Consider the following 22,963-nt stretch of genomic DNA (forward strand, 5'->3'; position numbering starts at 1 on the left):
TGGCAAGCCCGCCCAACGGTCAAAAATCGCAGGCAAGCGGCCTAGTCATTGGGGACGTTTTTAAACGCCTAGTCATTGGGGACACTCTTGAACAGGCAACATTCAAGGAATGTCCCCGGATGCCGGCACTTAGGGACGTTCCCAAAGTGCCGGCACATAAGGAACGTCCCTAAGTGCCGACTACCGAATGGCGCCGCCGAAATTATCGAACAACCTGTTCAAAAACACGAGCGAGCACCGTCGCGTCTATACTAAAGCGCAGCAAAAGAAAGGACTCCGCTTTGAGCATCACGCCCCTCGATAGCATTCGCCGCGCCATCGCCCGCCGCAATGGCGTCGCCGACCCCGCCGTAGCGGGCAGCGGCACCGCAAGGGCCCAGGGCGGACGCATCGAGAACGGCCTGTTCCCCGCCTCCCACACGGCCGAAGAGCTCGCGCGCATCCAAGAGCTGAGCCAGCGCAACGCCGGCGGCCCCAACAGCAGCCAGGCCACGCGCCGTCGCCGGCGCGAACGCGATCGCGAGCCCGACCCCATCCACCGCATGGTCAACGCCTGGTGGAACCGCCTGCTCGGCGTTGTCTACGGCGGCGGCTTCTCCACGCAGGAAGCCGAATACGAGGAACACGCCACCCGTCGCGACTATCTCTGGAATACCCTGGGCACCGCCGTGTGGGGCTTCGCGTTTCCCCTGCTCACCATTGTGTCCACGCAGCTTGTGGGCGCCGAGGAAGCCGGTAAGTTCTCCATCGCCTTCGTCACCGGCACGCTCATCATGATCGCATGCAACTACGGCGTGCGCAATTTCCAGGTCTCAGACATCGACGAAAAGACGTCCTTTGCCTCCTACCAGCTCAACCGCTGGCTTTGTGGAGCGCTCGCCCTAGGCTGCGGCCTCATGTACAGCAGCGCCCGCGGCTATGACGCGCAGATGGCGACGATCGGCCTGGGCGTCTACCTCTACAAGGTGATCGACGGCGTCGCCGACGTGTACGAAGGCCGCCTGCAGCAGGCCGACAAGCTCTACCTGGCCGGCATGAGCCAAACGCTACGCTCCGTCGGCGTCATCGCGGTCTTTAGCGCGGCGCTGTTCCTCACGCGCAGCATGCCCATCGCGGCCATGGCCATGGGCATCGCCGCGATCGCCTCGCTCGTGCTGGTCACCGCGCCGCTTGCCCTGCTCGAGACCGAAAAATCGCGCCGCGTGAGCCTGCGCGAGGTCGGCCACCTGTTTGTCCAGTGCGCCCCGCTCTTTGGTGCACTGTTCCTGTTCAACCTTATTGAGAGCATGCCCAAGTTTGTGATGGAAGGCACGCTGGCATACAAATATCAGCTGTACTTTAATGCCCTGTTCTTTCCGGCGCAGGCTATTTTGTTGAGCGTCGGATTTGTCTACAAACCGCAGCTCCTGCGCTTGTCGAGCATTTGGGCTAATCCTCGCAAGCGTCGTCGCTTTGACCTGATTATTGTTGCCGTTATGGCGCTGATCGTGGCCATCACCGGCGTGTGCGCCGCATTTATGGCAGGTCCCGGTATTCCCCTCATGAGCTTTATGTACGGCCTCAGCTTTGAGCGCTACCGTACGCTGGCGTTGCTGATGGTCGTCGCCGGCGGCGTCACCGCGGCCATCGACTTTATCTACGCCATCATCACGGTGCTACGCCACGCTGGAGACGTCACCAAGATCTACCTGATCTGCTTCGCCGTAAGCGTGGTGCTGCCGGTGATCTTGATTAAGCTGCTGGGTCTGATGGGCGCTGTGGTGAGCTACCTAGCCATCATGGCCCTACTCCTGGTGCTACTGATTATCGAGTACGCCCACATCCGCCAACGCATAGAACGCGACCGCAACCCATACGGCGCCTAATTAGCTGCCCGGTCACCGGAATTTGCGATGGAATCACCCCGGCTGGGGTCTCGTTGCGGACAATATTCATCACGCAAAACTAAGTGAGTAGACTTTTACCGAATCCCCGACCACACCAACAGAGCACAAGTCTGTGACCTGCGGTTTTATTGAGGCAAATATGTTGGGTGCTCGGCATTTCCAAAAAAGTCTACTCACTTAGCCGGCGGGCAGCCAAATGATTATTTAATCCCCGTCCCAGAGAAATCAATTAGCGGGCAGAAGGGCAAAAGTAGTCAAATAAGCCCCGTCCCAAATTAGCTACCCCTTGCACCGATTATTCGCCCGGGTTGATGTTCGCGTAGAACTCCGCCCCGTCGTCCAGGCGCAGGATGCCCACGCGACCGAACTCGGAGCCGGTGGCGGCAGCGCAGTCGATGTCGATGCGATCGGGCACACCGGCGGCATCCTCGCCGCCCAGGCGCACAATCTGCCCGCGGCCCGACTCCTCATCGAGCCCCGCAAGACCACCGACCTCGCAATAACGCCCGAGCGACACCGTTGGCGTGTGACCGCTCACCACGACCGGACCCTTGCCCTCGGCAGAAAGCAGCCCAGTCGGCACATCCCAATAGCCGTGACGAATCCACAGCAGGTCATCGGACGACTGCACCGCGAGCATCTGCTGCAGCAGCTCGCGATCGGCACCCACCGCTCCGACGCCATCGGCACAATCGACACCATGCTCAAGCAAAAACGCGCGCGCCGCCTTCATCTCGATTCCAGCATGTACCAGCAGATACGGGCGCTCCTCGGTCTCGACCACCGCGTAGAGCGGCAGCGCGGCCATCCATCGCACGAGCTCCTCGTATGCCTCAAATTCCATGTCGTTGAGCTGCTCACGCGTCATCCAGCCACCGTTGATATCCCAGGTCTCGGCATCGAGCGGATCCTGGCCAATGATGGCATCGAGCATGATCTGCTCGTGATTACCCTTGAGCACGTGGGCGTTGGGCAGCGAGCGCACGAGCTTAATAACGCCGACCGGATCGGGCCCGCGATCGATCATGTCGCCCAGCACGTACAGCGTGTCGTCGGACGTCAAAGAGATCTTAGACAGGGCCTCGTCAAGCGCACGCACGTGCCCGTGAGCATCAGATGTCACATAGATCGCCATGGTACGCCTCTCCTTGCATTGCGGCCGAAGCCCGGTGCCGCAACTAAAACTTCAAGTTGAACTTAAACGTTACCCATTGTACTCCGTTGCAATAAAGCTGGAAAGGGTTTCCGAGCAGAGGCAAAGACGGCAGCCATCTATGACGATATCGCGCACGCCCGCAATCCAACCCCATAAACCCACCATCTTTGGGTACAAATAACCGCAGACAACTGACCGTGCCACGCCAACCACCCAGGAGCGGACACTATCCATGAACCAGATCCTTCTCTTTATCGGCCTCGTCATCATTTTGTGCCTGACCATCAAACCCGTCGGCAAAAAACTCCCCTTCCCCACCCTGCTCATCTTTATCGCGCTGGGCATGCTGTTGGGCGTCAACGGCCCGACGCATATCGACTTTAGCGACTACGCACTCACCGAAACCGTCTGCAGCACGGCGCTGCTGTTCATCATGTTCTACGGCGGCTTTAACACCAATATCGACCGCGCCAAGCCCGTCGCTGCGCCGGCGGTGCTGCTGAGCACGCTCGGCGTCGTCATCACTGCCGGCATCACCGGCGTGTTCGCCCACTTCGCGCTGGGGTTCGACTGGATCGGTGGCCTGCTGCTGGGATCGGTCGTGGCATCCACCGATGCGGCAAGCGTCTTTAGCGTACTGCGTGAGCACAGCCTGTCGCTGAGAGGTGGCACCGACTCGCTGCTCGAGGTCGAATCGGGCTCCAACGACCCCGTCGCCTACATGCTCACCGCCGTGCTCGCCACACTAGCGGCCGGCGGCGACATCAACATTCCCGCACTGCTGGCCAAGCAGATTATCCTGGGCGTGGGCCTGGGCCTTGCCATCGGCTGGGCGGCGGGCCGCCTGATTGAACGCGCGCACGCAACGGCCAAGGACGCGCAGACCATCTTTTTGTTCGCCGTGGCCATCGTCGCCTACGCGCTGCCGAGCTACCTGGGCGGCAACGGCTTTTTGGCTGTATACCTGGCCGGCATTGTGCTGGGTGCCAGCGACATCACCGGCAAAGTCGAGATGGCGCACTTCTTTGACACCCTCACCGAGATGGCAGAGATGACCATCTTCTTCTTGCTGGGCCTGCTCGTTACACCCGCACGCCTGCCGCAAATGCTGCTACCGGGCCTGGCACTCATGGCGTTTATGCTCTTTGCGAGCCGCCCCATCGCCGTAGGCATGCTGCTAGCGCCGTTTAGGACGAACCCTCGCCAGGTCGCGCTCGTAAGCTGGGCGGGCCTGCGCGGAGCAGCTTCGGTCGTCTTTAGTCTCTTTGCCGTGGTGGCCGGCGTTCCCAGCGGACACGACCTATTTGACCTGGTGTTTGTGATTGCCGTGTCGAGCATTGTGGTGCAGGGCTCGCTGCTGCCGGCGGTGGCGAAGAAGCTCGATATGATCGATGCGACCGGCGACGTGCGTCGCACCTTTAACGACTACCGCGACGAAGACGGCATGTCGTTCGTCAAGCTCAAGGTAGGCGCTGGACATCCGTTTGCCGGTCGCTCGCTCGCCGACATTGGCAGCGCCACAGACATGCTCGTGGTCCTGGTGCTGCGCGACGGGGCGCACCCGGTACTGCCCAATGGCGACACCGTGATCCAGGAAGGCGATCTGTTGGTGATGGCCGCCCCAACGTTCGAAGAGCGTGCCGAGGTTACGCTGCGCGAGGTCACCGTGACGCCCCACGGTCGCCTGGCCGGCCAGCGTCTGCGCGACGTGCCGCAGGGCAAGCACCCGTTTATTGTGGTGATGCTTAAGCGCGACGGCCAGACGATCATCCCCGACGGCAACACCCTCATATACGCCGGCGACGAAGCCGTCATCGCCACACTGGCGTCGTAGTGACCAGGAAGTGGCTAATTTGCGACGAAGAGATCAAGCGCCTAGGAACCTCATGCCTTCGCTCGCAGATTCGGATTTGCCTGAGGAGTAAAGCACCCCTCCCCCATGTAACCATCCTGTAAATCATAGCGACGCACTCGAGTTTTACCGTGATGCGGTCGCGCCTGGCGCTGCACTGTGCTAAAGTATCCCGAACGTTCAAACGACTACGAGGGGGAACTAGAAGATGGCACGTGTGCACAACTTCTCAGCTGGCCCGGCCGCACTGCCCACAAGCGTGCTCGCCGAGATCGCCGACGAGATGATGGACTACCGCGGTTGCGGCATGTCCGTGCTCGAGATGAGCCATCGATCTAGCATGTACCAGCAGATCATCGATGACGCTGAGGCAACTCTGCGCCGCCTGCTGAGCATCCCCGACAACTACCGCGTCCTGTTTTTGCAGGGCGGCGCCACGCTGCAGTTTGCGGGCATCCCCATGAACCTCATGCGCCGTGGCCGCGCCGGCTACGTCGTGACCGGCAACTTTGCCAACAAGGCATACAAAGAAGCCGCCAAGTACGGCGAGGCCGTGCTGCTCGCGAGCTCCGAGGACACCAACTTCGACCGCATCCCCGACATGGCCGACATCAACGCGCGCATTGCCGCCGAGGCCGCGAGCGACGGGCTCGACTACGTTTACATCTGCCAGAACAACACCATCTTTGGCACCATGTACCACGAGCTGCCCGCTTGCGGCGACGTACCGCTGGTCGCAGATGTCTCGAGCTGCTTTCTGTCGCAGCCGCTCGATGTTGAGCGCTACGGGCTCATCTACGCCGGCGCGCAGAAAAACGCCGGCGCCGCGGGCGTGACCGTGGTTATCGTGCGCGACGACCTCATCGCCGACGGCCCCGCCTTTGCGCGGGCGCCGCAGTACATGGACCTTAAGACCCAGGCCGCCAAGGGCTCCATGCTCAACACGCCCAACACCTTTGGCATCTACGTGTGCGGCAAGGTATTCCGCTGGGTGGAGCAAACCGGCGGACTTGGCGCCATGGCCGAGCGCAACTGGGCCAAGGCCAACCTGCTCTACAACCTGCTCGAGCAAAGCGAGCTGTTCCATGGCACCACGCAGACAGACAGCCGCTCCATCGCCAACGTCACCTTCCGTACCGGCGACGCCGAGCTCGATGCGGCCTTTGTCGCAGGCGCGGCCGAGCACCAGATTCAAAACGTCAAGGGCCATCGCCTGGTGGGCGGCATGCGCGCGAGCGTCTACAACGCCGTAACCATGGAAGATGTGCAGGCACTGGCCTCGTACATGAAGGACTTCGAAGCGCAGCTTAGTTTGAGCCCGCGATCTAACTAGCCCGCAACGCGCGGGCCGATCAGCCATCTCAGACCACCCTGTATAGATCAAAACCTGCTAAGGAGTTTTCCATGCGCAAGATTAAAACCATCGATGACATTACCAAGGACGGCAAGGTCGAGTTTGGTGAGGGCTACGAGTTTGTGAGCACCGCCGAAGAGGCCGACGCCATTCTGATGCGCTCGACCGACCTGCACGGCTACGAGCTGCCCGAGGGCATCCGCGCTATCGCCCGCTGCGGCGCCGGCGTCAACAACATCCCCGTCGAGGAGTACGCCAAGAAGGGCGTCGTCGTCTTTAACTCCCCCGGCGCTAACAGCAACGCCGTTAAGGAGCTCGTCCTAGGCATGCTGGTGCTCTCGAGCCGCGGCGTGGTGCAATCGATGAACTGGGTGCGCGACAACGCCGACGACCCCGAGATTCAGGCCGATGCCGAAAAGGCCAAGAAGGCCTTTGTGGGCCGCGAGCTCAAGGGCAAGCGCATCGGCGTCATCGGCCTGGGCAACGTGGGCTCCAAGGTCGCCAACGCCTGCGTCGACCTGGGCATGGACGTTTACGGCTACGACCCGTTCATTTCCGTTGAGCACGCGTGGGTGCTGAGCCGCGAGGTGCAGCGTGTGGGCACGCTCGAGGATCTCTGCCGCGGCTGCGACTACCTCACCGTACACGTGCCCAGCAAGGCCGACACCATCGGCATGATCAGCACCGAGCAGATTAACCTGTTGGCACCCGACGCCGTGCTCATCAACTACGCACGCGAAACCATCATTGACGAGGACGCCGTCGACGCTGCCCTGCGCGAGGGCAAGCTGAGCTGGTTTAGCTGCGACTTTGCCACGCCCAAAACCGTCAAGATGCCCAACACGTTTATCACCACGCACTCGGGCGCCGGCACCGGCGAGGCCGAGGCCAACTGCGCCGATATGGCCATCAGCGAGCTCAAGGATTACCTGGAGAACGGCAACATCGCGCACAGCGTCAACTACCCCGCCTGCAGCATGGGCAAGGCGCGCGCCGCGAGCCGCATCGCCTGCCTGCACGCCAACGTGCCCAACATGATCGGCCAGATCACAGCCATCTTGGCCAAGGACAACGCCAACGTGCAGCGTATGACCAACGAGTCCGCCGGCGAGAACGCCTACACCATGTTCGACACCGACGAGCACCTGGACAGCAGCACCATCGAGGCGCTCAAGCAGATTCCGTCGATGTATCGCGTGCGCGTGATCAAATAGCGCCGGCTGATCTGACGGGCAGTTCCCCATGTGGCCTGCCCGTCACTGACATTGAATGCCCGCGGGGGCGCCTTTCGCATGAGAGGCGCCCCCGTTTCTGTGAGCACTCCATTAAATGCACCGAGCCGCTTCTTGGCATACAATCTGTATGTTGACCTAACTATCTGTGAGGTGCCTATGGTTGATACAGATTTTGCTTGGCGGCTTACGCAAGGACTCGTGCGGATCGACAGTTCCGACCCAGGTGCGTATGAGGGCGAGATTGAACGCTATATCAAAGCGTTGGTTGAGGAACAGTTGGCGCAGCTGAGCCATCCGGTACTCGATGCCGTGCAGATTGCAGAGCTCGAAGTACTCCCCGGGCGCCGCAACCTTATGGTCACCGTGCCGGGCCAAAGCGACGAGCCGCGACTCGTCTATATCTGCCATATGGATACCGTTACGCTGGGCGATGGCTGGGACGCGGACATTCCGCCGCTCGGGACGGTTGTGCGTAACGACAAACTCTATGGCCGTGGCGCCTGCGACATGAAGGGTGGCCTGGCCTGCGCCATTGCCGCACTGGTCCATACGCTCGAGCGCGTGGCGGCGGATGGCGCGCTACCCCGCCGCGGCTTTTCGCTCATCTGCTCGGTCGACGAAGAGGACTTTATGCGAGGCTCCGAGGCAGCCATCGATGCCGGCTGGGTCGGTTCGCGCGAATGGGTGCTGGACACCGAGCCCACCGACGGACAGATCCAGGTGGCGCACAAGGGGCGTACGTGGTTCGAGATTGAAATGGCTGGCGTGACGGCACACGCGAGCCAGCCTTGGAAGGGCGCCGATGCCGTCGCCGCCATGGCCGAGGCCGTCTGCGCGCTGCGCCATGCGTTCGCAGCGCTGCCCGAGCATGATGAGCTGGGGTCTTCGACCATCACGTTTGGCCAAATTGAGGGCGGATATCGCCCCTATGTCGTGCCCGACCGCGCCAAGGTCTGGGTCGATATGCGCCTGACTCCGCCGACCGATACGGCAGCCGCGAAGCGCATGGTAGAGCAGGCCATCGCCGTCGCCAAAGCCGCCATTCCCGGTTGCCATGGCAGCTACACCGTGACGGGCGACCGCCCCGCCATCGAGCGCGACCCGAACTCTCCCCTTCTAGCAGCGCTCAAGCGTGCCGCCGATGACGTGACGGACGCGGACACAACCGTCGGCTTCTTTACCGGCTACACCGACACCGCCGTCATTGCCGGCAAGACAGGTAACCGCAATTGCATGAGCTACGGTCCCGGGTCGCTCGCGCTCGCGCACAAGCCCAACGAATATGTGCCCCACGCCGATATCGTTCGCTGTCAGAACGTGCTCATCGCGCTCGCCGATAACGTGCTCTGGGACGCGAATGGGCAAGTTGGGGCATAATAAGCCGCGAACAAACCAACTCGTGCGTTAGGACCGCCCATGAAAGCACTTCCGTTTCCCTGCATCCGCCCGGCTCAGGACCGCGTGCTCGAGGCGTTGCCCGCAATGGGCAGCATCCTGAGCGGCAACGATGCTCTGCGCGGAGCCATTGCCGATGGCCTGATGCTCAAGGACCCGGGTGCGGCGTATTACGTGTACGAATGCTCGGGGGAGCCGGGGCGCGTGACGGGCGTTGTGGCGATCTGCCCGGTTGGTGCGCTGGCGGGCGGCGACGCGGTTGCCGCCGATACGGCCGCCGCTGCGCGCGCATTCGCCGACCTCAAGGTACAGCCCCGTCCCGTAACGCTCGCCTACGAGGCCTCGCCCGTCATGGATATCATCCTGGGCGCCGCCAAAGAGGGCGCCTCGCTCTACGCCGTCACCGATCCTGCGGGCATTACACACCGCGTGTGGGAGGTTAAGCGCGAGGACGCCGTCGGCGCCATCCGTGCCATGCTCGACCAGGCGCCGGAGCCGGTACTGGCCGACGACCCTGCCTACGCTGGCGCACTAGTCGGGGTATCACAGCTCCTGGCCGATGAGGCCCGTTCCGCCGGAACGTACACCGGCAAGGAGCCGTTCAACTTTACCGTTGCCGCGCTCTTCCCCGCTGCGCAGGTCAGCGGCGGCGCACCGCAGGTTCCGACGGGTCTGCTCACGCACCAAGTCGCGCGGTTCTAGCAAGACCAGACCGCGCAGCACAAAAATCGGCAGCTCAACAAACAGGGGGCGGAGATGCAGCAGGTACATGCATCTCCGCCCCTTTTGCGTCGAGAAGTTATGCCGGCGACCCGAGCCGCCACGCTCGCGTTATCCGCGCTGCGGACCTGCAGTAGCCACAAGCGGTTCAAGGCCCAGCTCGCGTGCGTAATCCTCCTGCGTAAAAATCTCAATCAGCTCAAACGTGTCGGATTCGTCGTCAAACGCAAAGTGCAGCACCGAGCAGTTGCCCGGCACGCGTTCGCGCTCGTCTGCCGCCGCGCCCCGCACGTGGTCCAAAAACTCCTTGATAGCCGAGCCGTGGCTCACCGCGAGCACGCACTCGTGGTCCGGACGTCGCATAAGCTCGGTCAGCGTCGCCACCATGCGCTCACGCACCTGCATCTGGCCCTCGCCGCCAAACTGACGATAGAAATCGCGCCACGGGCGCTCGGGCATAAGCATCACGCGCTCGGCCTCAAAGTCGCCAAAGAACCACTCGCGCAGACCGTCCAGGCGCTCGTACGCCAAGCCCGGCCACAGGTTGGCGATAGTCTGCTCGGTGCGATGAAGCGTGGAGGTGTAGGCATGATCGGGCTCAATGCCGCGCGCACGTAAAAACATGCCGGCGCGCGCCGCCTGGTCGCAACCCAACTGCGTAAGCGGCGAGTCACTCCACCCCTGAATGATACGCTTAAGGTTGAATATCGTCTGTCCATGACGGACCAGATACAGATCTTTATTCATAGGGGTCCTTTCGTTCGTTACCAATCAAGGAGCGAAAACGCACCGTCGCAATAGCCAAAATGAAGCACGGCACCATTGTCGGGTAGCTCTCCCCTGCCAGTCACATACTCAAGAAACTCCTGGCAGGAAGAGCCGTGGGAGACTGCCAGCACACAGTCGTGCTGCGGCCTGGCCATGATGTGGGACAGCGCCGCGACCATGCGCGACTGGAGCTCGCCTTCAGACTCGCCACCAAAGGCCACCGGATAATCACCCCAGGGCTGCGGCGGCATCTCGCGATTTGATGTACCCTCCAGCGAGCCCAAATGCCACTCGCGCAGGTCATCGACCAGCTCTATCGAGCAGCCCTCACCAGCAATTAGCTCAGCCGTATGCCGCGCCCGGCCCAACGGCGAGGAATACACACGGTCAAAGGTCACGCCACGCGCCTCAAACGCCGCGCGCGTCGCCAGCGCCTGCTCGCGCCCGCGCGCCGTAAGCGGCGAATCGTGCCCACCCTGCAAAATGTTCTGCACATTGAGCTCAGTCTGCCCATGCCGCACCAAATACAAATCTGCCACACGTCCTCCCCTCGCACCACCGCAAAGGGGACAGGTACCTTTGTGGTGGTTTACCGCCGGATTGCGCCGCAACGACGCACAACTACAGCAGCACGTCGGCAAGCGGACGCTTGGGTACGTGGTGCACCCGCGCCTCGTCGCGCCAATAATTGATGGAGCCGTCGGGGTTGGAATCGATCGCATCGATCACCTGTGTCTCGGCCGGAACGCCAAACGCCATGATCAGCTTGAGCTCATATTTGTCGTTATCGAGCCCCATGGCATCGATCGCGTGGGGCGTAAAGGCCTTGAAAATGCAGGCTGCCACCTCGGGCGTGGCGCTGCGGGCGGCGAGCATCATCGTCTGCGCGGCAATGCCCGTGTCGACATCGGTAATGGGAGCGGCGGGCTTGCCCGGAACGGCGCGCTCAGCAAGAATCGCGATGTAGCCGGTCGGGCGCTCACCCTCGGCAGGACCCGGCCAGTCCTTAAGTGCGCCGGCCCATGCGAGCTCGTCAAATACACGCGCGCAGTCCTCTGCACCGCTTACCACATGAAAACGCAGACGCTGAGCATTGGCACCACAGGGAGCCAGGTGCGCAAGTTCCGCCAGCTCGAGCAAAAACTCGCGCGGCACGCGCATGGACTCGTCAAAGCGGCGGCACGTGCGGGCGCGGCGAACCAACGCATCAAACGCGTCCAAGCCGAGCTTTTCGCAACCCTGCTTTGCCATCGACTCAGCGCTTACCGGCGCCGCGGGAACTGTTTCGTTCATAGGGACCCCCAATTTCGGGCAATTGTTCTTAGGAAAATCTAACCTAAAACGTAGGCAATAACGAACAGGGCTGCAATGTTCTACACCTGTTGAATAGAAAATCGCGACGTGGGGAACAACGGAAACAATTCGGGGCCTTTGGGTTACGTTTCACCCTCCCCGACCCATACGTCAGCGCCTTTAGGCGATACTGGTCGTAACGATCAAGGCTTACGCCGCACGGAAAGGAGACATTATGGGCATCTTTAAGAACGATGACCAAAAATCGAGCCAGTTTGGATTTGACGAGAAAAGCATGGCGGGCAAAGCCGTCAAGGCCGTACGCTGGATCTACGCCATCACGGGCGTCTTAGCGCTCATTGCTGGTATCGCGCTGCTTTTTGCACCCGCCAAGTCCCTCGTCTTTTTGATGACTGTCCTGGGTTTTTACTTTGTAATCACTGCTGCCATCAGGCTGTTCACTGCCATTTTTGAGCCGCTGCTGCCCACCGGCTGGCGCGTGACGAGCATCATCTCCAACCTACTCATTATCTTGGGCGGCGTCATAATCCTGCGCAACCAGGCCTTCTCGACCGCGACGCTCACCACGATGGTGGTTATCGTGGCCGGCTTTGGCTGGATTGTCGAAGGTGTCATGTCCATTCTGGAGTCCGAGCTTTCGTCCAACCGCGCCCTCGCTATCCTGAGCGGTGCACTCTCCATCATCGCCGGCATGTTCGTGTTTATCTATCCGCTATGGTCGGCCAAGATGCTCGTCATCTTTAGCGGCGCCGCGCTGCTGGTGTTTGGCGTTACGCTGATTGTTCGCGCTATTCAATTTGGCAAACTGGTGCACTAGATGCCGCGAACGCTCTTTATTGATGCCGACGCCTGCCCGGTCACGCGCGAGTCGATTGACTGCGCGCGGCGGGCGGGCGTCGCCGTTGTTATCGCCGGCAACAGCACGCAAAACCTGGAACGGCACATTCGCCGCGACGACCCGCGCGATGCCGAGCACGCGCGACGCGGCTTTTGGGTCACGACGCTCGACGTGAGTGTGGGCGCCGACAGCGCCGACTTTGCCATTGTCGAACGCCTGCAGGCGGGCGACGTGGTCGTGACGCAGGACATTGGCTTGGCGAGCATGGTGCTCGGGCGCGATGCCGCCGCCATCGGTGTGCGCGGGCGCGTCTACGACAAAGCGACCATCGACATGCAGTTGTTTATTCGCCACGAGGAAAAGAAGGTGCGTCGCGCTGGCGGTCGCACCCGCGGGCCGGCAGCCTTCACCAGCGAAGATCGCGCTCGCTTTAAACGCAACCTCACCGAGCTGCTGCGCTAACCAAGGTAGATTTTTGGGACATGTCCGGAAATCTGCTTTTTGCTTTGGGCGGTGTGAGCGCTCAAAATCCATGGCTCAACAAAAAACGGGTTTCAAAATGCCATGCGTCGCCGCATTGTGCAGGCGCCGAGCATGGCTATTTTGAAACCCGTTTTGTTAGGCCCACTTAGAGGCCGAAGGCGGATAGGATGAGGCCCCAGCCGGCACCGATGACGTACATCATGATCAGGAACAGGACGTTTTCGCGGGCACTGCGGTTGGTGCGGAACAGCACCAGGTAGCCCACACCGGCGGAAATGAGCGTGCCGGCGAGCATCGGCGCCAGCTGTAGCGCGCCCTCCAGGTACAGCTGCGTGATAACGACGCTAGCCGAGCAGTTGGGGATCAGGCCGACGAGTGCCGAGCCCAGGACCGCAAGCGTCTCGTTACCGCGCAGGAACTGCTCGATTGCGGACTCGCCGAACGTCTCGAGTACGGCGACCAGAATCAGCGTCACCAGAAAAATGAATACCGAGACCTGCACGGTGTGCGAGATCGCGCTGCGGATGATCGACAGGACAGGCGTCCCTTCGTGGGAATGAGAGTGACCGTGACCATCATGGTGTTCATGTTCGCCCTCATGACCGTGATCGTGGCCATGTCCGTGTTCGTGCTCGTCCTCGTCTTCATCGCAACCGCAATGGTCGCGCTCGCACAACTCGTGGATGTGGTCGGCGCTCACGCCCGCCTCGGCCACTTCATCAATGATGTCGCCCCCGGTATGGTCGTCGTGCGCGCAGTTCACATGAGCCGGATTGGCAGCGGTCCCCAGCACGGTACGGCGAATCGCCGCATGCGCGCGGGCATTACGACGCAGGCCGCGAATGGCGGCGTCCACGATAAAGCCCGTGATCAGCGCGATCAGTGCCTTCGAAGCCAAAAGCATCGCCATGGTCTGCACGGGCACCTGCTCGGCGAGCAACAGCGGCAGCATCTCATCGGAGGTCGAAAGGAACACCGCCACCAACGTGCCCAAGGTCACGACACGACCGGCATACAGCGTGGCCGCCATTGCCGAAAAGCCGCACTGCGGCACCATGCCCAGCAACGAGCCAACCACGGGGCCCGCGGCACCGGCGCGCTTGATGGCCCCGTTAACGCGGTCGCCCGCAACGTGCTCAAGTGTCTCGAGAGCAAGATACGTCACCAACAAAAACGGCGCCAGCGAGAGCGTGTCCTTGCCGGCGTCGAGCAGAATATCAATCAGCAAATCCATGACGGATGGAACCTTTCATGTCTTTCGGCAGCATTGTAAAAGTCCTAGCGGTCAACTAGGGTATTGTAGTTGTCCTAGGCGCGATGCCAATAGTTGCCCATGGTAAACTATCATCTCGCCATAACTCAATGCCACCGAGCCGCGCGACACGGCCCGTCCAAGGAGCAGTTATATGAACGTTTCACAAGCACTCGAATACGAGCGCCAGCCGTTTATTCCCATGTTTATCTATGGCGATCACGGCGCCATGGAGTCCGAGCGCCAGAAGGGCGAGGAGGCCCTTAAGGTGCTCGAAACCGAGTACTTTACCGCCGAGGGCGACCCCAGCTTCGACTTTGCCACCGTGCGCGACCTGGCTGACCGCAACCGCGACCTGTGCGACCAGATTGGCGAGGCGCGCCTGCGCAACGTGACGCCCGCGACGCTTTCGCGCGGCCTGTCCGATGCCGACACCTGCGCCGCCATCGGCAAGATGCAAAAGCGCACCGCCGCGTCCGTTATGCGCGAAATCCGCGGCGACCGCGACGCGCTCGGCGTGGCCTACGCCCGCAAGCCCATCCAGGGCACCGTGCTCGGTATCGACATCGAGACCACCGGCCGTGCACCCGAGCGCGGCTATATCATCAACGTGGGCTGGGAGATCATGGAGCTCACCAGCGACGCCGTCCCGCATGACGCCGAGGCACACTACTGCGGCCTGCCCGACATCTACCGCGGCGAGGATGTGCCGCTATCGAACATCCATCACATTACCTGGGACGACATCGACGGCAAAAAACCATTCCGCGAGAACAAGGAACTGCAGAAGCAGCTGCTCAAACTTATGAAGAAGTACCCGTACATGGCGCATAACGCCGCGTTCGAAGACAGTTGGTTCAAGATCCACCTGGACGGTTACGCCGAGGCACGCCGCGCCGGCAAGGTTATCGTCATCGACTCGCGCCAGATCTGCCGCAGCCTGGATGCCGACGTCCGCTCGCTCCCCCGCGAGTCCGCGCCCGCCGCGCTCGAGAACTGGGCCCGCCGCCGCGGCACCCTCGCCGCCGACGCCAACGAGCAGCACCTGGGCCTCGACGACACCGACCTCATGCTCCGCACGGTTCAGGCCGAGTTCAACCTCAAGAACCTATTCGCCAAGTAGAAACGCCTGCGACAAACCCCGGCGTAGATCACGAGCGGTCTCGCAGCGGGAAACCCCGCAGCGGGGCCGCCCTACGTTCCACAGATAGATTTGCCATCACAAATTCTGAACACTCATTGCGAACGATTTCGGCCAATTCCCGACACGTAATTCGTTGTCGGATGGTGATGCATCACTATCAAATGTGCGGCAATTGAGTATTTATATGCTATAGCTAAGCTGCGAAAACTTTTATTTAGGGCATACCAACTCATAATTGCGTCAAGCTTTTGGACAGCATTTGGTTAGACCTCTAAAACGGCTTTTCCACTCAGCGCCGTCAACACGGCATTAGCTGACACGATATATATCATGAGTATCGTATTGTCACATACCACTGCAAAAGCGGTCTACCAGGCCGCGCATTCGGTGTCTGCGAAAGGCATCGAGTCCTGTAGTCCTGCCGCGATTTACGGATCATGTCCCACCGGAACGCTCCTTGACGCAGCCACAGAATGGCTCACCAAAAATGATGTTTCCCTCGACGCAAATGATTCCCTCGAGGTGATGGTGTTTGATCGCAGGAATGCGCGCTATACAATGAACTGTCAGTGCCACGTTTCTTCAAAACGATTCTCAAACTCACGCTTTATAGAGATCAAAGATGGCATCTTCATTGTTGGCGTTGAGCTTTGCGCACTTCAGGCCGCCACCTATCTTTCTTTTCGCGAACTAGTGGAGTACTACTTTGAACTGTGCGGCGCTTATTCCCTTGGAACCGACTCTTCCACCTCCTATACCGAGCGTTTCGCGCTCACCTCGACCGAGAGGTTAAAGCAGTTCTTTAATTCCATTACCAGATGCGACGGTTTGGCCCTTGCCCGAAAGGCGATCCAATGGGGGGGTGCGGACAGAAAGTTGGACCGCGGGGCGGTCCGGACTGGAGGTTCGCATGTACAGCAGGGAGAAGGTCGAGCTCTTCCTCCTGGCGACGGAGGACGGCATGGGGCCCACCGCCGCCGCGGAGTTCGCGGGGGTCACGGTGGGCGCGGCCAAGAAGTGGGCGACGGGGCACCTCCCGCGCAGCTACACCGGCGGGGGCTGTAGAATCGTGGCGAGGAAACCGCCACGGAAGGAGGCCAGCTTGGGCCCCGACAAGTCGACCTACGCCCCGCCCGCGACCGGCCCGCTCGCCGGGCTCAACGAGGACCAGATAGAGAACCTGCTGCTCAGGGCGGTGTTGGCCGACCTAAAAGCGGAAGGGTGGGACCCGGCTTCGATCTCGAACAGGAGCAAGTGCGAGCTCGGCGAGAGATTGAGGCGGGCGACCGCCCTGCCCCTCCGCTCGATCACAGGTTTCTTGAGGATATCGAAGAGCTCCTATGAGTACTGGAGGCCCCGCGTCGCCGTGCCGCGCGACCGCGACGCCGACATACGCGGCCGCGTGGTGCGCATCTTCCGCGAGGGCTCGGGGTGCTGGGGGTACCGCACCGTCTGGGCGCGCCTGCGCCGCGAGGGCGTCCGGGCCAGCGAGAAGCGCGTGGCCCGCGTGATGCGCGAGGAGGGCCTCGAGGTCGTCTACAACAAGAGGCGCGCCCGGGGCTACAGCTCCTACGTCGGCGAGGTCTCCAAGGCGCCGGAGAACCTCGTGAACAGGAATTTCCACGCCGACGAGCCCAACCGGCTGTGGCTCACCGACATCACCGAGTTCAGGCTCCCGGGCGGCGAGAAGGTCTACCTGAGCCCGGTCGTCGACTGCTTCGACGGGATGCCCGTCGCCTGGTCGATCGGGCTGCACCCCGACAAGCGCCTCGCGAACTCGAGCCTGCTCAAGGCCTGCGCGGCGAGGCCGGCGGGGGCGCGCACGACGATCCACTCGGACCGGGGCGGTCACTACCGCTGGCCGGAGTGGATCGGGATCTGCGAGGAGAACGGCCTGGTCAGGAGCATGTCCGCGAAGGGCTGCAGCCCGGACAACTCGGCCTGCGAGGGCTTCTTCGGGCGCCTCAAGAACGAGTTCTTCCGCTACAGGGACTGGGAGGGCGTGACGGCCGAGGAGTTCATGGGGAGGCTCGAGGCCTACCTCGTGTACTATCGGGATGGGCGCATCAAGAAGTCCCTCGGGTGGCTGAGCCCGATGGAATACCGCAGGAAGCTTGGATACGCCTAGGCGCGGTCCAAGAAATCGTCCGCACCCCCATGTGTACGCGACGGATGCCGGTCTCCTATGGAAACAGCCTTTGTCATGATTCTAACGCTGCCCAAAAGCGAAGGAGGGCTTGGTATTAAGGGAATTGAGACCGATTACGAGGTACAGGTCACCGCTGCCGCAAAGAATCTCACGAGACGCAAAAAGTTCTTTATGGATGCGTATCTAAAGAAATCTCGCACAGACATTGAATACAACGGTTTTTATCATGACGCGGAAGAAGACCGCGCCATCGATGAGGAGCGCAAGAATGCACTTGCGTCCATGGGGTACGGAATCATCACCGTCAGTCGTTATTCCTTTATGCATGCCAGCTCTTTCGTTAGGGTCATGGAAGCAATCCAGCGGAAAGAGGGCGTACGCCCCTCGCGTCTGCCAAAAGACTTTCAAATCATGCAAGAGGACCTGAGACAGTTTGTGCTCAGAAGGTTTATAGAAGAGAAAAAGCGAATTCAGAAGCAGCTTCGCCAGGATTCCGAAGATCGTCAACGAATCGACCTCGAAAAAGCAATGCTCGAAGGCACTACGTTGGATGATCCAACGATTAACGAAGCGCCGGCAATCGATGACATGCAAACAGTCAAAATCGACAGCCCATCATTTGCTCAAACAAGCAGCCTCGCGCCCGAGGGCAGGATCTTCGGGGCCGGAAGCTAGACCGGCTAACAAGGTGGGTACCCTAGCGATGTGCAAAATTGCGAGTATTCAGCAGGGTCGGGTGTCTATCACCCTCGAGTGGATCCAAATGTGAAGCGAAATCACTCTTGCGTGAGAGCGTTAGGCAACATTTGAGGAAGAACTCATCGGATTAACACCCTAAGATAACTCTTGAACTGCATTATATGACCTGCAATAAATTAACAGACCCCCTATAGTTGCAGAATACTCCATTTTTTGCACGGCTCAGGGGCACCCACCCCGGCATCGGCTATCAAAACCGCTCAGTCCGGGATCTCGTCCACTATTCCCCATCATTTTGTGCAACGAATTACCTGAACGTCATTGACACATGAACATACACTCATATAATCGAAAGTAAATTATATGAGCGCATGTTCATATGAAAGGATATTGCAATGAGCATCCGCGTTGATGAAACGAAACCCGACATCGAGGCCACCGAACCCGCGATCCCCACCACCTGCTCGCCCGAGGACCTTCCCGACGAGGAGCTGCTGTACGACCTTGCCGACCTGTTCAAGGTCTTCAGCGACACCACGCGCATCAAGATCCTCTACGCCCTCATGGGCCGCGAGCTCTGCGTGGCCGACATCGCCGAGGCGACCGCGACCTCGCAGTCCGCGGTGTCGCACCAGCTGCGCACACTCAAGCAGTCGCACCTGGTTAAATTCCGGCGCGACGGGCGCAATATCCTCTACTCGCTCGCCGACGACCACGTCTACACCATGCTCAACCAGGGCATGAGCCACATCTGCGAATAGCAGCCAACCACGGTACCAGCGCGGCCTGCACCCAAGCCGCAAATACAGGGAAAGGAACCCACCATGAAAAAGCAGTTTAAGCTCGATGAGATCGACTGCGCCAACTGTGCGCGCGAGCTTCAGGACGAGCTGGCCAAGCTCGAGGGCGTCAAATCCGTGTCCGTCAACTTTATGACCCAGAAGTTGACGCTCGAGGCCGATGACGCCGAGTTCGACGAGGTCCTCGACCGCGTTGTGGAGTTCACCGCCGACGCCGAGCCGGACTGCGAGATTATTCTCTAGCCCAGGTTTACGCCAACCTGCAAGGCCGCGCTTGCTGCGGCCTTTGCTCGCGAAATTATATGAGCGAATGTTCATACATTCAAATGGGAGGATACGAGTCATGGCCACCGCCGACCCCAAAAAGAAAAAGAAGAAGCGCAAGAAAAAAGAATCACTCGAGCATAAGCGCAACCGCATCCTGGTAGCGCTGGGCATTTTTGCCGTGGTGTACGCCCTCGATGAGTTCGGCACCCTTACCGCCGCATTCGGCACCCCGGGCGACATCTACGCCAGCTTTGTGCTGTTCCTCGTGCCGTTTTTGATTGCCGGCTACGACGTACTGCAAAAGGCATTCAATAACATCCGCCGCGGCAAGGCCTTCGACGAGAGCTTCCTCATGGCCGTCGCGACCATCGGCGCGTTTGCCATGGTGCTCTTCCCCGATACCGACCCGCACATGGCCGAAGGCGCCGCCGTCATGCTGTTCTACCAGGTCGGCGAGCTGTTTCAGGCGTACGCCGTGGGCAAGAGCCGCAAGTCGATCAGTGCCATGATGGACATCGCGCCCGACTACGCTAACGTCGAGCAGCCCGACGGCACACTCGAGCAGGTCTTCCCCGATGACATCGCCGTCGGCACCGTGATCGTGGTCAAGCCCGGTGAACGCGTGCCTATCGACGGCGTCATCGTCGAGGGCGAGACACAGCTCGATACCGCCGCCCTTACCGGAGAGTCGGTCCCCCGCCCGGCCAAAACTGGAGACGATATCATCAGCGGCTGCATCAACATGACGGGTCTCCTCCACGTGCGCACCACCAAGCCCTTTGGCGAGTCCACCGTCGCGCGCGTCCTGGAGCTCGTAGAAAACGCTAGTGAGAAGAAGGCACGCACCGAGAACTTCATCACGCGCTTCGCCCGCGTCTACACGCCCGCTGTCACCGGCGCGGCCGCGGTACTCGCGCTCGGCGGTGGCTTGGTCACCGGCGCCTGGTCCGACTGGATCCTGCGCGGCCTGACCTTCCTCGTCGTCAGTTGCCCATGCGCGCTCGTGATCAGCGTGCCGCTCAGCTTTTTTGGCGGCATCGGTGGCGCATCCAAGCTGGGCGTCCTCATCAAGGGCTCTAACTACCTCGAGACGCTCGCGGATGTGGACACCGTCGTCTTTGACAAGACCGGCACGCTCACCAACGGCACGTTTTCGGTCGTGGCGGTACACCCCGAGGCAGGCTATACCGAGCAGTCGCTGCTCGAAGTCGCGGCCCTTGCCGAGTCATTCTCCGACCATCCCATCGCGCAGTCGGTACGCACCGCCTTCCAGGGCGAGCTCGATCCCAAACGCGTAAGCGACTCCACCAATGACGCGGGCCATGGCGTGACGGCGATTATCGACGGCAAGCGCGTCATCGTCGGCAACGCAAAGATGCTTGCTGTGGCCGGTATCGAAGCGCCCAATTGCGAGATCGTCGGCACCATCCTCCACGTGCTGGTCGATGATACGTACGCCGGCCACATCGTAATTGCCGACACCATAAAGACCGATGCCGAGCAAACGATTCGCGACCTGCACGCCGCCGGCGTCAAGCGCACCGTCATGCTCACGGGCGACCGTGAGGAGGTTGCGGCGTCTGTAGCCAAGCAACTCGGTCTCGACGAGTTCCACGCGCAGCTGTTACCGGGTGATAAGGTCGAGCGTGTCGAGGCGCTGCTTGCAGCAGAATCGGGCAAGGGCAAGCTCGCCTTTGTAGGCGACGGTATCAACGACGCACCCGTGCTTACCCGCGCAGACGTTGGCATCGCCATGGGCGCTATGGGCTCGGACGCCGCAATTGAGGCGGCGGACGTCGTGCTCATGGATGACAAGCCGTCCAACATCTCCCGCGCGATCCGCGTGGCGCGCAAGACCATGTCGATTGTTTGGCAGAACATCATCTTTGCGCTGGGCATTAAGTTGCTGATTCTGGTGCTTGCGGCACTGGGCATCGCCAACATGTGGCTTGCTGTGTTCGGCGACGTGGGCGTGGCGATTATCGCCATCCTGAATGCCATGCGCGCGATGGGTGTCAAGAACCTGTAGCGTTCGTGGGCTGTCCGGCCGGGACCGGGCTTGGTTTTGAAAACGTCCTCGCGCATGAGGCCCGTCTTTCCTGCTCCTGCGGAGCAACGGAAAGGCGGGCCTCGCGCTGTGGAGTGTTTTCAAAACCAAACCCGGCCCCGGCCTGCGGTGACGTAGGTGGCAGTTCTTGGGCATCGCTTGCTGGCGGGGTTCCTTTGCTGAAATGGACTTGGCCGAAAGGACCGCTGGTCCCGGTCGCTGGTTCGCGCTTTGCGCGAACTCCGCGCTACTGGGGGTTCGTTAGGATTCCGCCGCTTGGCCCGTCGCCTCGCCCCGGTTCAGCATCGCCCTCAGTTTCTCGAAGCTTTCCTCGCTCAGGCAGTGCTCCATGTGGCAGCCCTCTTGCGACGCGACCTCAGCCGAAACACCCGCATCCTCCAGCAGCCCCACGAAAAAGCAGTGACGCTCCCACATTTGGCGAGCGACCTCCAGACCACGCTCCGTCAGATGAACGTCGCGCTTGCCCATTTCGACATAGCCGTTGCTTTCCAGCGTCGCCATGGCCTTGGAAACGCTCGCCTTGGTTACGCCGAGGTACTCCGCAACGTCGATCGAGCGCACGATGCCCTGGCGTTCCGACAGAACGTAGATCGATTCGAGATAGTCTTCTCCGGATTCACGTAGGGCCATGGGCCGCCTTTCGCGATGATTGCTAGTTAGCCTTTGGATACTTTCCACGGCTTACTTTACCGCAAAAGTTGCCCATGTCTTACTACTTTGCCTAAAAGTTAGCCGTGTTTCACAAAACGAGCGGGACGAAAACAAAATGGGAACACGCCCCGCAAGGAGTGTCCCCAAGTGCCGAGCCGCAACTATAGCAGTCCAAAGTACTTCGCGGCGTTGTAGATCCCATCGTCGTCCACGGCGGTCGTTACGTAGGTCGCTGCGGCCTTCACGGTCTCCTGCGCGTTGCCCATGGCCACACTTGTGCCCACGGCCGAGAACATCGACAGGTCGTTCTCGCCGTCGCCAAAGGCAATCGCCTCGCTCGCGTCGATGCCCAGGCGCTCCAGCGTCGCCGCCACGCCCAGGTCCTTGCCGCCGTTAGCCGGAATAATGTCACAGAACAGGTCGCACCAGCGCGTGGTGAGCGAATGCGACACGGCATCGGTCACGATATGCTCGTCGGCCGGGTCCACAAAGGCGCAAAACTGGTAGACCGGCGCGTCAAAGGCGTGCTCAAACGGCTCCTCGTGGTAGACGATTCCAGCGTTGCTGCCAGCCGTCACCACGCGCTCGGACAGGCGGTTCACAAACGAGTTCTCGCCCTGCATGCACAGCGAGTCATAGCGCCCCTGCGCCACCTGGTCCACAATCACCGCGACGTCGTCCGAATCGATCGGGCAGCTGCGGTAGACGCCCTTGGCATCAAAACAGTGCTGGCCCGAAAGCGTAATGTACGCATCCCAGCCCAGGTCGAACAGCCAGTCCGGCATCTGGTAGGTCGGACGGCCCGTGGCGATCACGCACGCAATCCCCTGCTCGCGAAAGCTGTCGAGCACCTGCTGCGCCGACGCCGGAATCCGGTGGGTCTTAAAGCTCAGCAGCGTACCGTCGATATCGAAAAACGCGGCTTTGATCAT

At 60.9% G+C, this 22,963-nt stretch carries 21 protein-coding genes; 14 read left to right on the top strand and 7 right to left on the bottom strand.

Annotated elements, in window-relative coordinates; translation table 11 throughout:
• Nucleotides 1–281: 281 nt before the first annotated feature.
• Nucleotides 282–1,865, top strand: a complete 1,584-nt coding sequence (locus tag ABHR75_RS04395) for a lipopolysaccharide biosynthesis protein (RefSeq protein ID WP_334203735.1) — start codon at nt 282–284, stop codon at nt 1,863–1,865.
• Between the two features lie 316 nt (nt 1,866–2,181).
• Here the strand turns inward: ABHR75_RS04395 and ABHR75_RS04400 are convergent, their stop codons facing one another.
• Nucleotides 2,182–3,021, bottom strand: coding sequence for a metallophosphoesterase family protein (locus ABHR75_RS04400; protein WP_346963741.1), 840 nt, complete (start codon nt 3,019–3,021; stop codon nt 2,182–2,184).
• Between the two features lie 253 nt (nt 3,022–3,274).
• Here ABHR75_RS04400 and ABHR75_RS04405 point away from each other — a divergent pair, with 253 nt between their 5' ends.
• From ABHR75_RS04405 to ABHR75_RS04425, 5 genes are all read left to right on the top strand, one after another.
• On the top strand, nt 3,275–4,876 hold the full coding sequence (locus ABHR75_RS04405) for a potassium/proton antiporter (protein ID WP_346963742.1): 1,602 nt from the start codon (nt 3,275–3,277) through the stop codon (nt 4,874–4,876).
• Nucleotides 4,877–5,102: 226 nt separating this feature from the next.
• Nucleotides 5,103–6,227, top strand: a complete 1,125-nt coding sequence (serC, locus tag ABHR75_RS04410) for a 3-phosphoserine/phosphohydroxythreonine transaminase (protein WP_271761675.1) — start codon at nt 5,103–5,105, stop codon at nt 6,225–6,227.
• Nucleotides 6,228–6,298: 71 nt separating this feature from the next.
• A complete protein-coding gene (locus ABHR75_RS04415) occupies nt 6,299–7,462 on the top strand; it encodes a phosphoglycerate dehydrogenase (RefSeq protein ID WP_346963743.1) in 1,164 nt (387 codons plus the stop codon).
• A gap of 177 nt (nt 7,463–7,639) precedes the next feature.
• Nucleotides 7,640–8,860 carry a M20 family metallopeptidase gene (locus ABHR75_RS04420; protein ID WP_138112836.1) on the top strand — a complete coding sequence of 407 codons (1,221 nt, stop codon included), beginning with the start codon at nt 7,640–7,642 and terminating at the stop codon, nt 8,858–8,860.
• A 39-nt stretch (nt 8,861–8,899) separates the two neighbouring features.
• Nucleotides 8,900–9,580, top strand: a complete 681-nt coding sequence (locus ABHR75_RS04425; RefSeq protein WP_138112838.1) for a DUF1015 family protein — start codon at nt 8,900–8,902, stop codon at nt 9,578–9,580.
• Nucleotides 9,581–9,709: 129 nt separating this feature from the next.
• Here the strand turns inward: ABHR75_RS04425 and ABHR75_RS04430 are convergent, their stop codons facing one another.
• The 3 genes from ABHR75_RS04430 to ABHR75_RS04440 form a co-directional block, all read right to left on the bottom strand.
• Nucleotides 9,710–10,345 carry a histidine phosphatase family protein gene (locus ABHR75_RS04430; RefSeq protein ID WP_138112840.1) on the bottom strand — a complete coding sequence of 212 codons (636 nt, stop codon included), beginning with the start codon at nt 10,343–10,345 and terminating at the stop codon, nt 9,710–9,712.
• Nucleotides 10,346–10,362: 17 nt separating this feature from the next.
• The gene (locus ABHR75_RS04435; RefSeq protein ID WP_161145164.1) at nt 10,363–10,905 is read right to left on the bottom strand and encodes a histidine phosphatase family protein; all 543 of its coding nucleotides are present in this window, start codon (nt 10,903–10,905) and stop codon (nt 10,363–10,365) included.
• A gap of 82 nt (nt 10,906–10,987) precedes the next feature.
• Nucleotides 10,988–11,659, bottom strand: a complete 672-nt coding sequence (locus tag ABHR75_RS04440; RefSeq protein WP_271761671.1) for a nitroreductase family protein — start codon at nt 11,657–11,659, stop codon at nt 10,988–10,990.
• Nucleotides 11,660–11,894: 235 nt separating this feature from the next.
• Here ABHR75_RS04440 and ABHR75_RS04445 point away from each other — a divergent pair, with 235 nt between their 5' ends.
• Together ABHR75_RS04445 and ABHR75_RS04450 are read left to right on the top strand one after the other, a co-directional pair.
• A complete protein-coding gene (locus tag ABHR75_RS04445) occupies nt 11,895–12,497 on the top strand; it encodes an HdeD family acid-resistance protein (RefSeq protein ID WP_006235440.1) in 603 nt (200 codons plus the stop codon).
• Complete coding sequence (locus ABHR75_RS04450) at nt 12,498–12,980, top strand: YaiI/YqxD family protein (RefSeq protein ID WP_006235439.1); 483 nt, start codon at nt 12,498–12,500, stop codon at nt 12,978–12,980. It abuts the gene before it with no gap.
• A gap of 166 nt (nt 12,981–13,146) precedes the next feature.
• On the opposite strand, the gene ABHR75_RS04455 is transcribed toward ABHR75_RS04450, so the two are convergent.
• Nucleotides 13,147–14,235 carry a putative manganese transporter gene (locus ABHR75_RS04455; protein WP_138112846.1) on the bottom strand — a complete coding sequence of 363 codons (1,089 nt, stop codon included), beginning with the start codon at nt 14,233–14,235 and terminating at the stop codon, nt 13,147–13,149.
• A gap of 172 nt (nt 14,236–14,407) precedes the next feature.
• Between ABHR75_RS04455 and ABHR75_RS04460 the strand changes: the two genes are divergently transcribed.
• The 6 genes from ABHR75_RS04460 (at nt 14,408) to ABHR75_RS04485 (ending at nt 21,341) form a co-directional block, all read left to right on the top strand.
• Entirely contained in the window at nt 14,408–15,376 is a 969-nt protein-coding gene (locus tag ABHR75_RS04460; RefSeq protein ID WP_346963744.1) for a 3'-5' exonuclease, read from the top strand.
• Between the two features lie 931 nt (nt 15,377–16,307).
• Entirely contained in the window at nt 16,308–17,525 is a 1,218-nt protein-coding gene (locus ABHR75_RS04465; protein WP_346963745.1) for an IS3 family transposase, read from the top strand.
• 57 nt (nt 17,526–17,582) lie between these two features.
• Nucleotides 17,583–18,221 carry a hypothetical protein gene (locus tag ABHR75_RS04470; protein ID WP_346963746.1) on the top strand — a complete coding sequence of 213 codons (639 nt, stop codon included), beginning with the start codon at nt 17,583–17,585 and terminating at the stop codon, nt 18,219–18,221.
• A gap of 419 nt (nt 18,222–18,640) precedes the next feature.
• A complete protein-coding gene (locus ABHR75_RS04475; RefSeq protein ID WP_117639712.1) occupies nt 18,641–19,006 on the top strand; it encodes an ArsR/SmtB family transcription factor in 366 nt (121 codons plus the stop codon).
• Nucleotides 19,007–19,069: 63 nt separating this feature from the next.
• Nucleotides 19,070–19,288 (top strand): cation transporter, encoded by a 219-nt coding sequence (locus ABHR75_RS04480; RefSeq protein ID WP_117583778.1) that lies wholly within the window; start codon nt 19,070–19,072, stop codon nt 19,286–19,288.
• A gap of 100 nt (nt 19,289–19,388) precedes the next feature.
• A complete protein-coding gene (locus ABHR75_RS04485; RefSeq protein WP_195568742.1) occupies nt 19,389–21,341 on the top strand; it encodes a heavy metal translocating P-type ATPase in 1,953 nt (650 codons plus the stop codon).
• A gap of 279 nt (nt 21,342–21,620) precedes the next feature.
• Here the strand turns inward: ABHR75_RS04485 and ABHR75_RS04490 are convergent, their stop codons facing one another.
• Both ABHR75_RS04490 and ABHR75_RS04495 read right to left on the bottom strand, forming a co-directional pair.
• The gene (locus ABHR75_RS04490) at nt 21,621–22,010 is read right to left on the bottom strand and encodes a metal-dependent transcriptional regulator (RefSeq protein WP_006235431.1); all 390 of its coding nucleotides are present in this window, start codon (nt 22,008–22,010) and stop codon (nt 21,621–21,623) included.
• Nucleotides 22,011–22,192: 182 nt separating this feature from the next.
• A complete protein-coding gene (locus ABHR75_RS04495; RefSeq protein ID WP_138112850.1) occupies nt 22,193–22,963 on the bottom strand; it encodes a Cof-type HAD-IIB family hydrolase in 771 nt (256 codons plus the stop codon).

It is taken from the genome of Collinsella aerofaciens, assembly GCF_039752955.1.
GTDB classification, from domain to species: Bacteria; Actinomycetota; Coriobacteriia; order Coriobacteriales; family Coriobacteriaceae; genus Collinsella; species Collinsella aerofaciens_BI.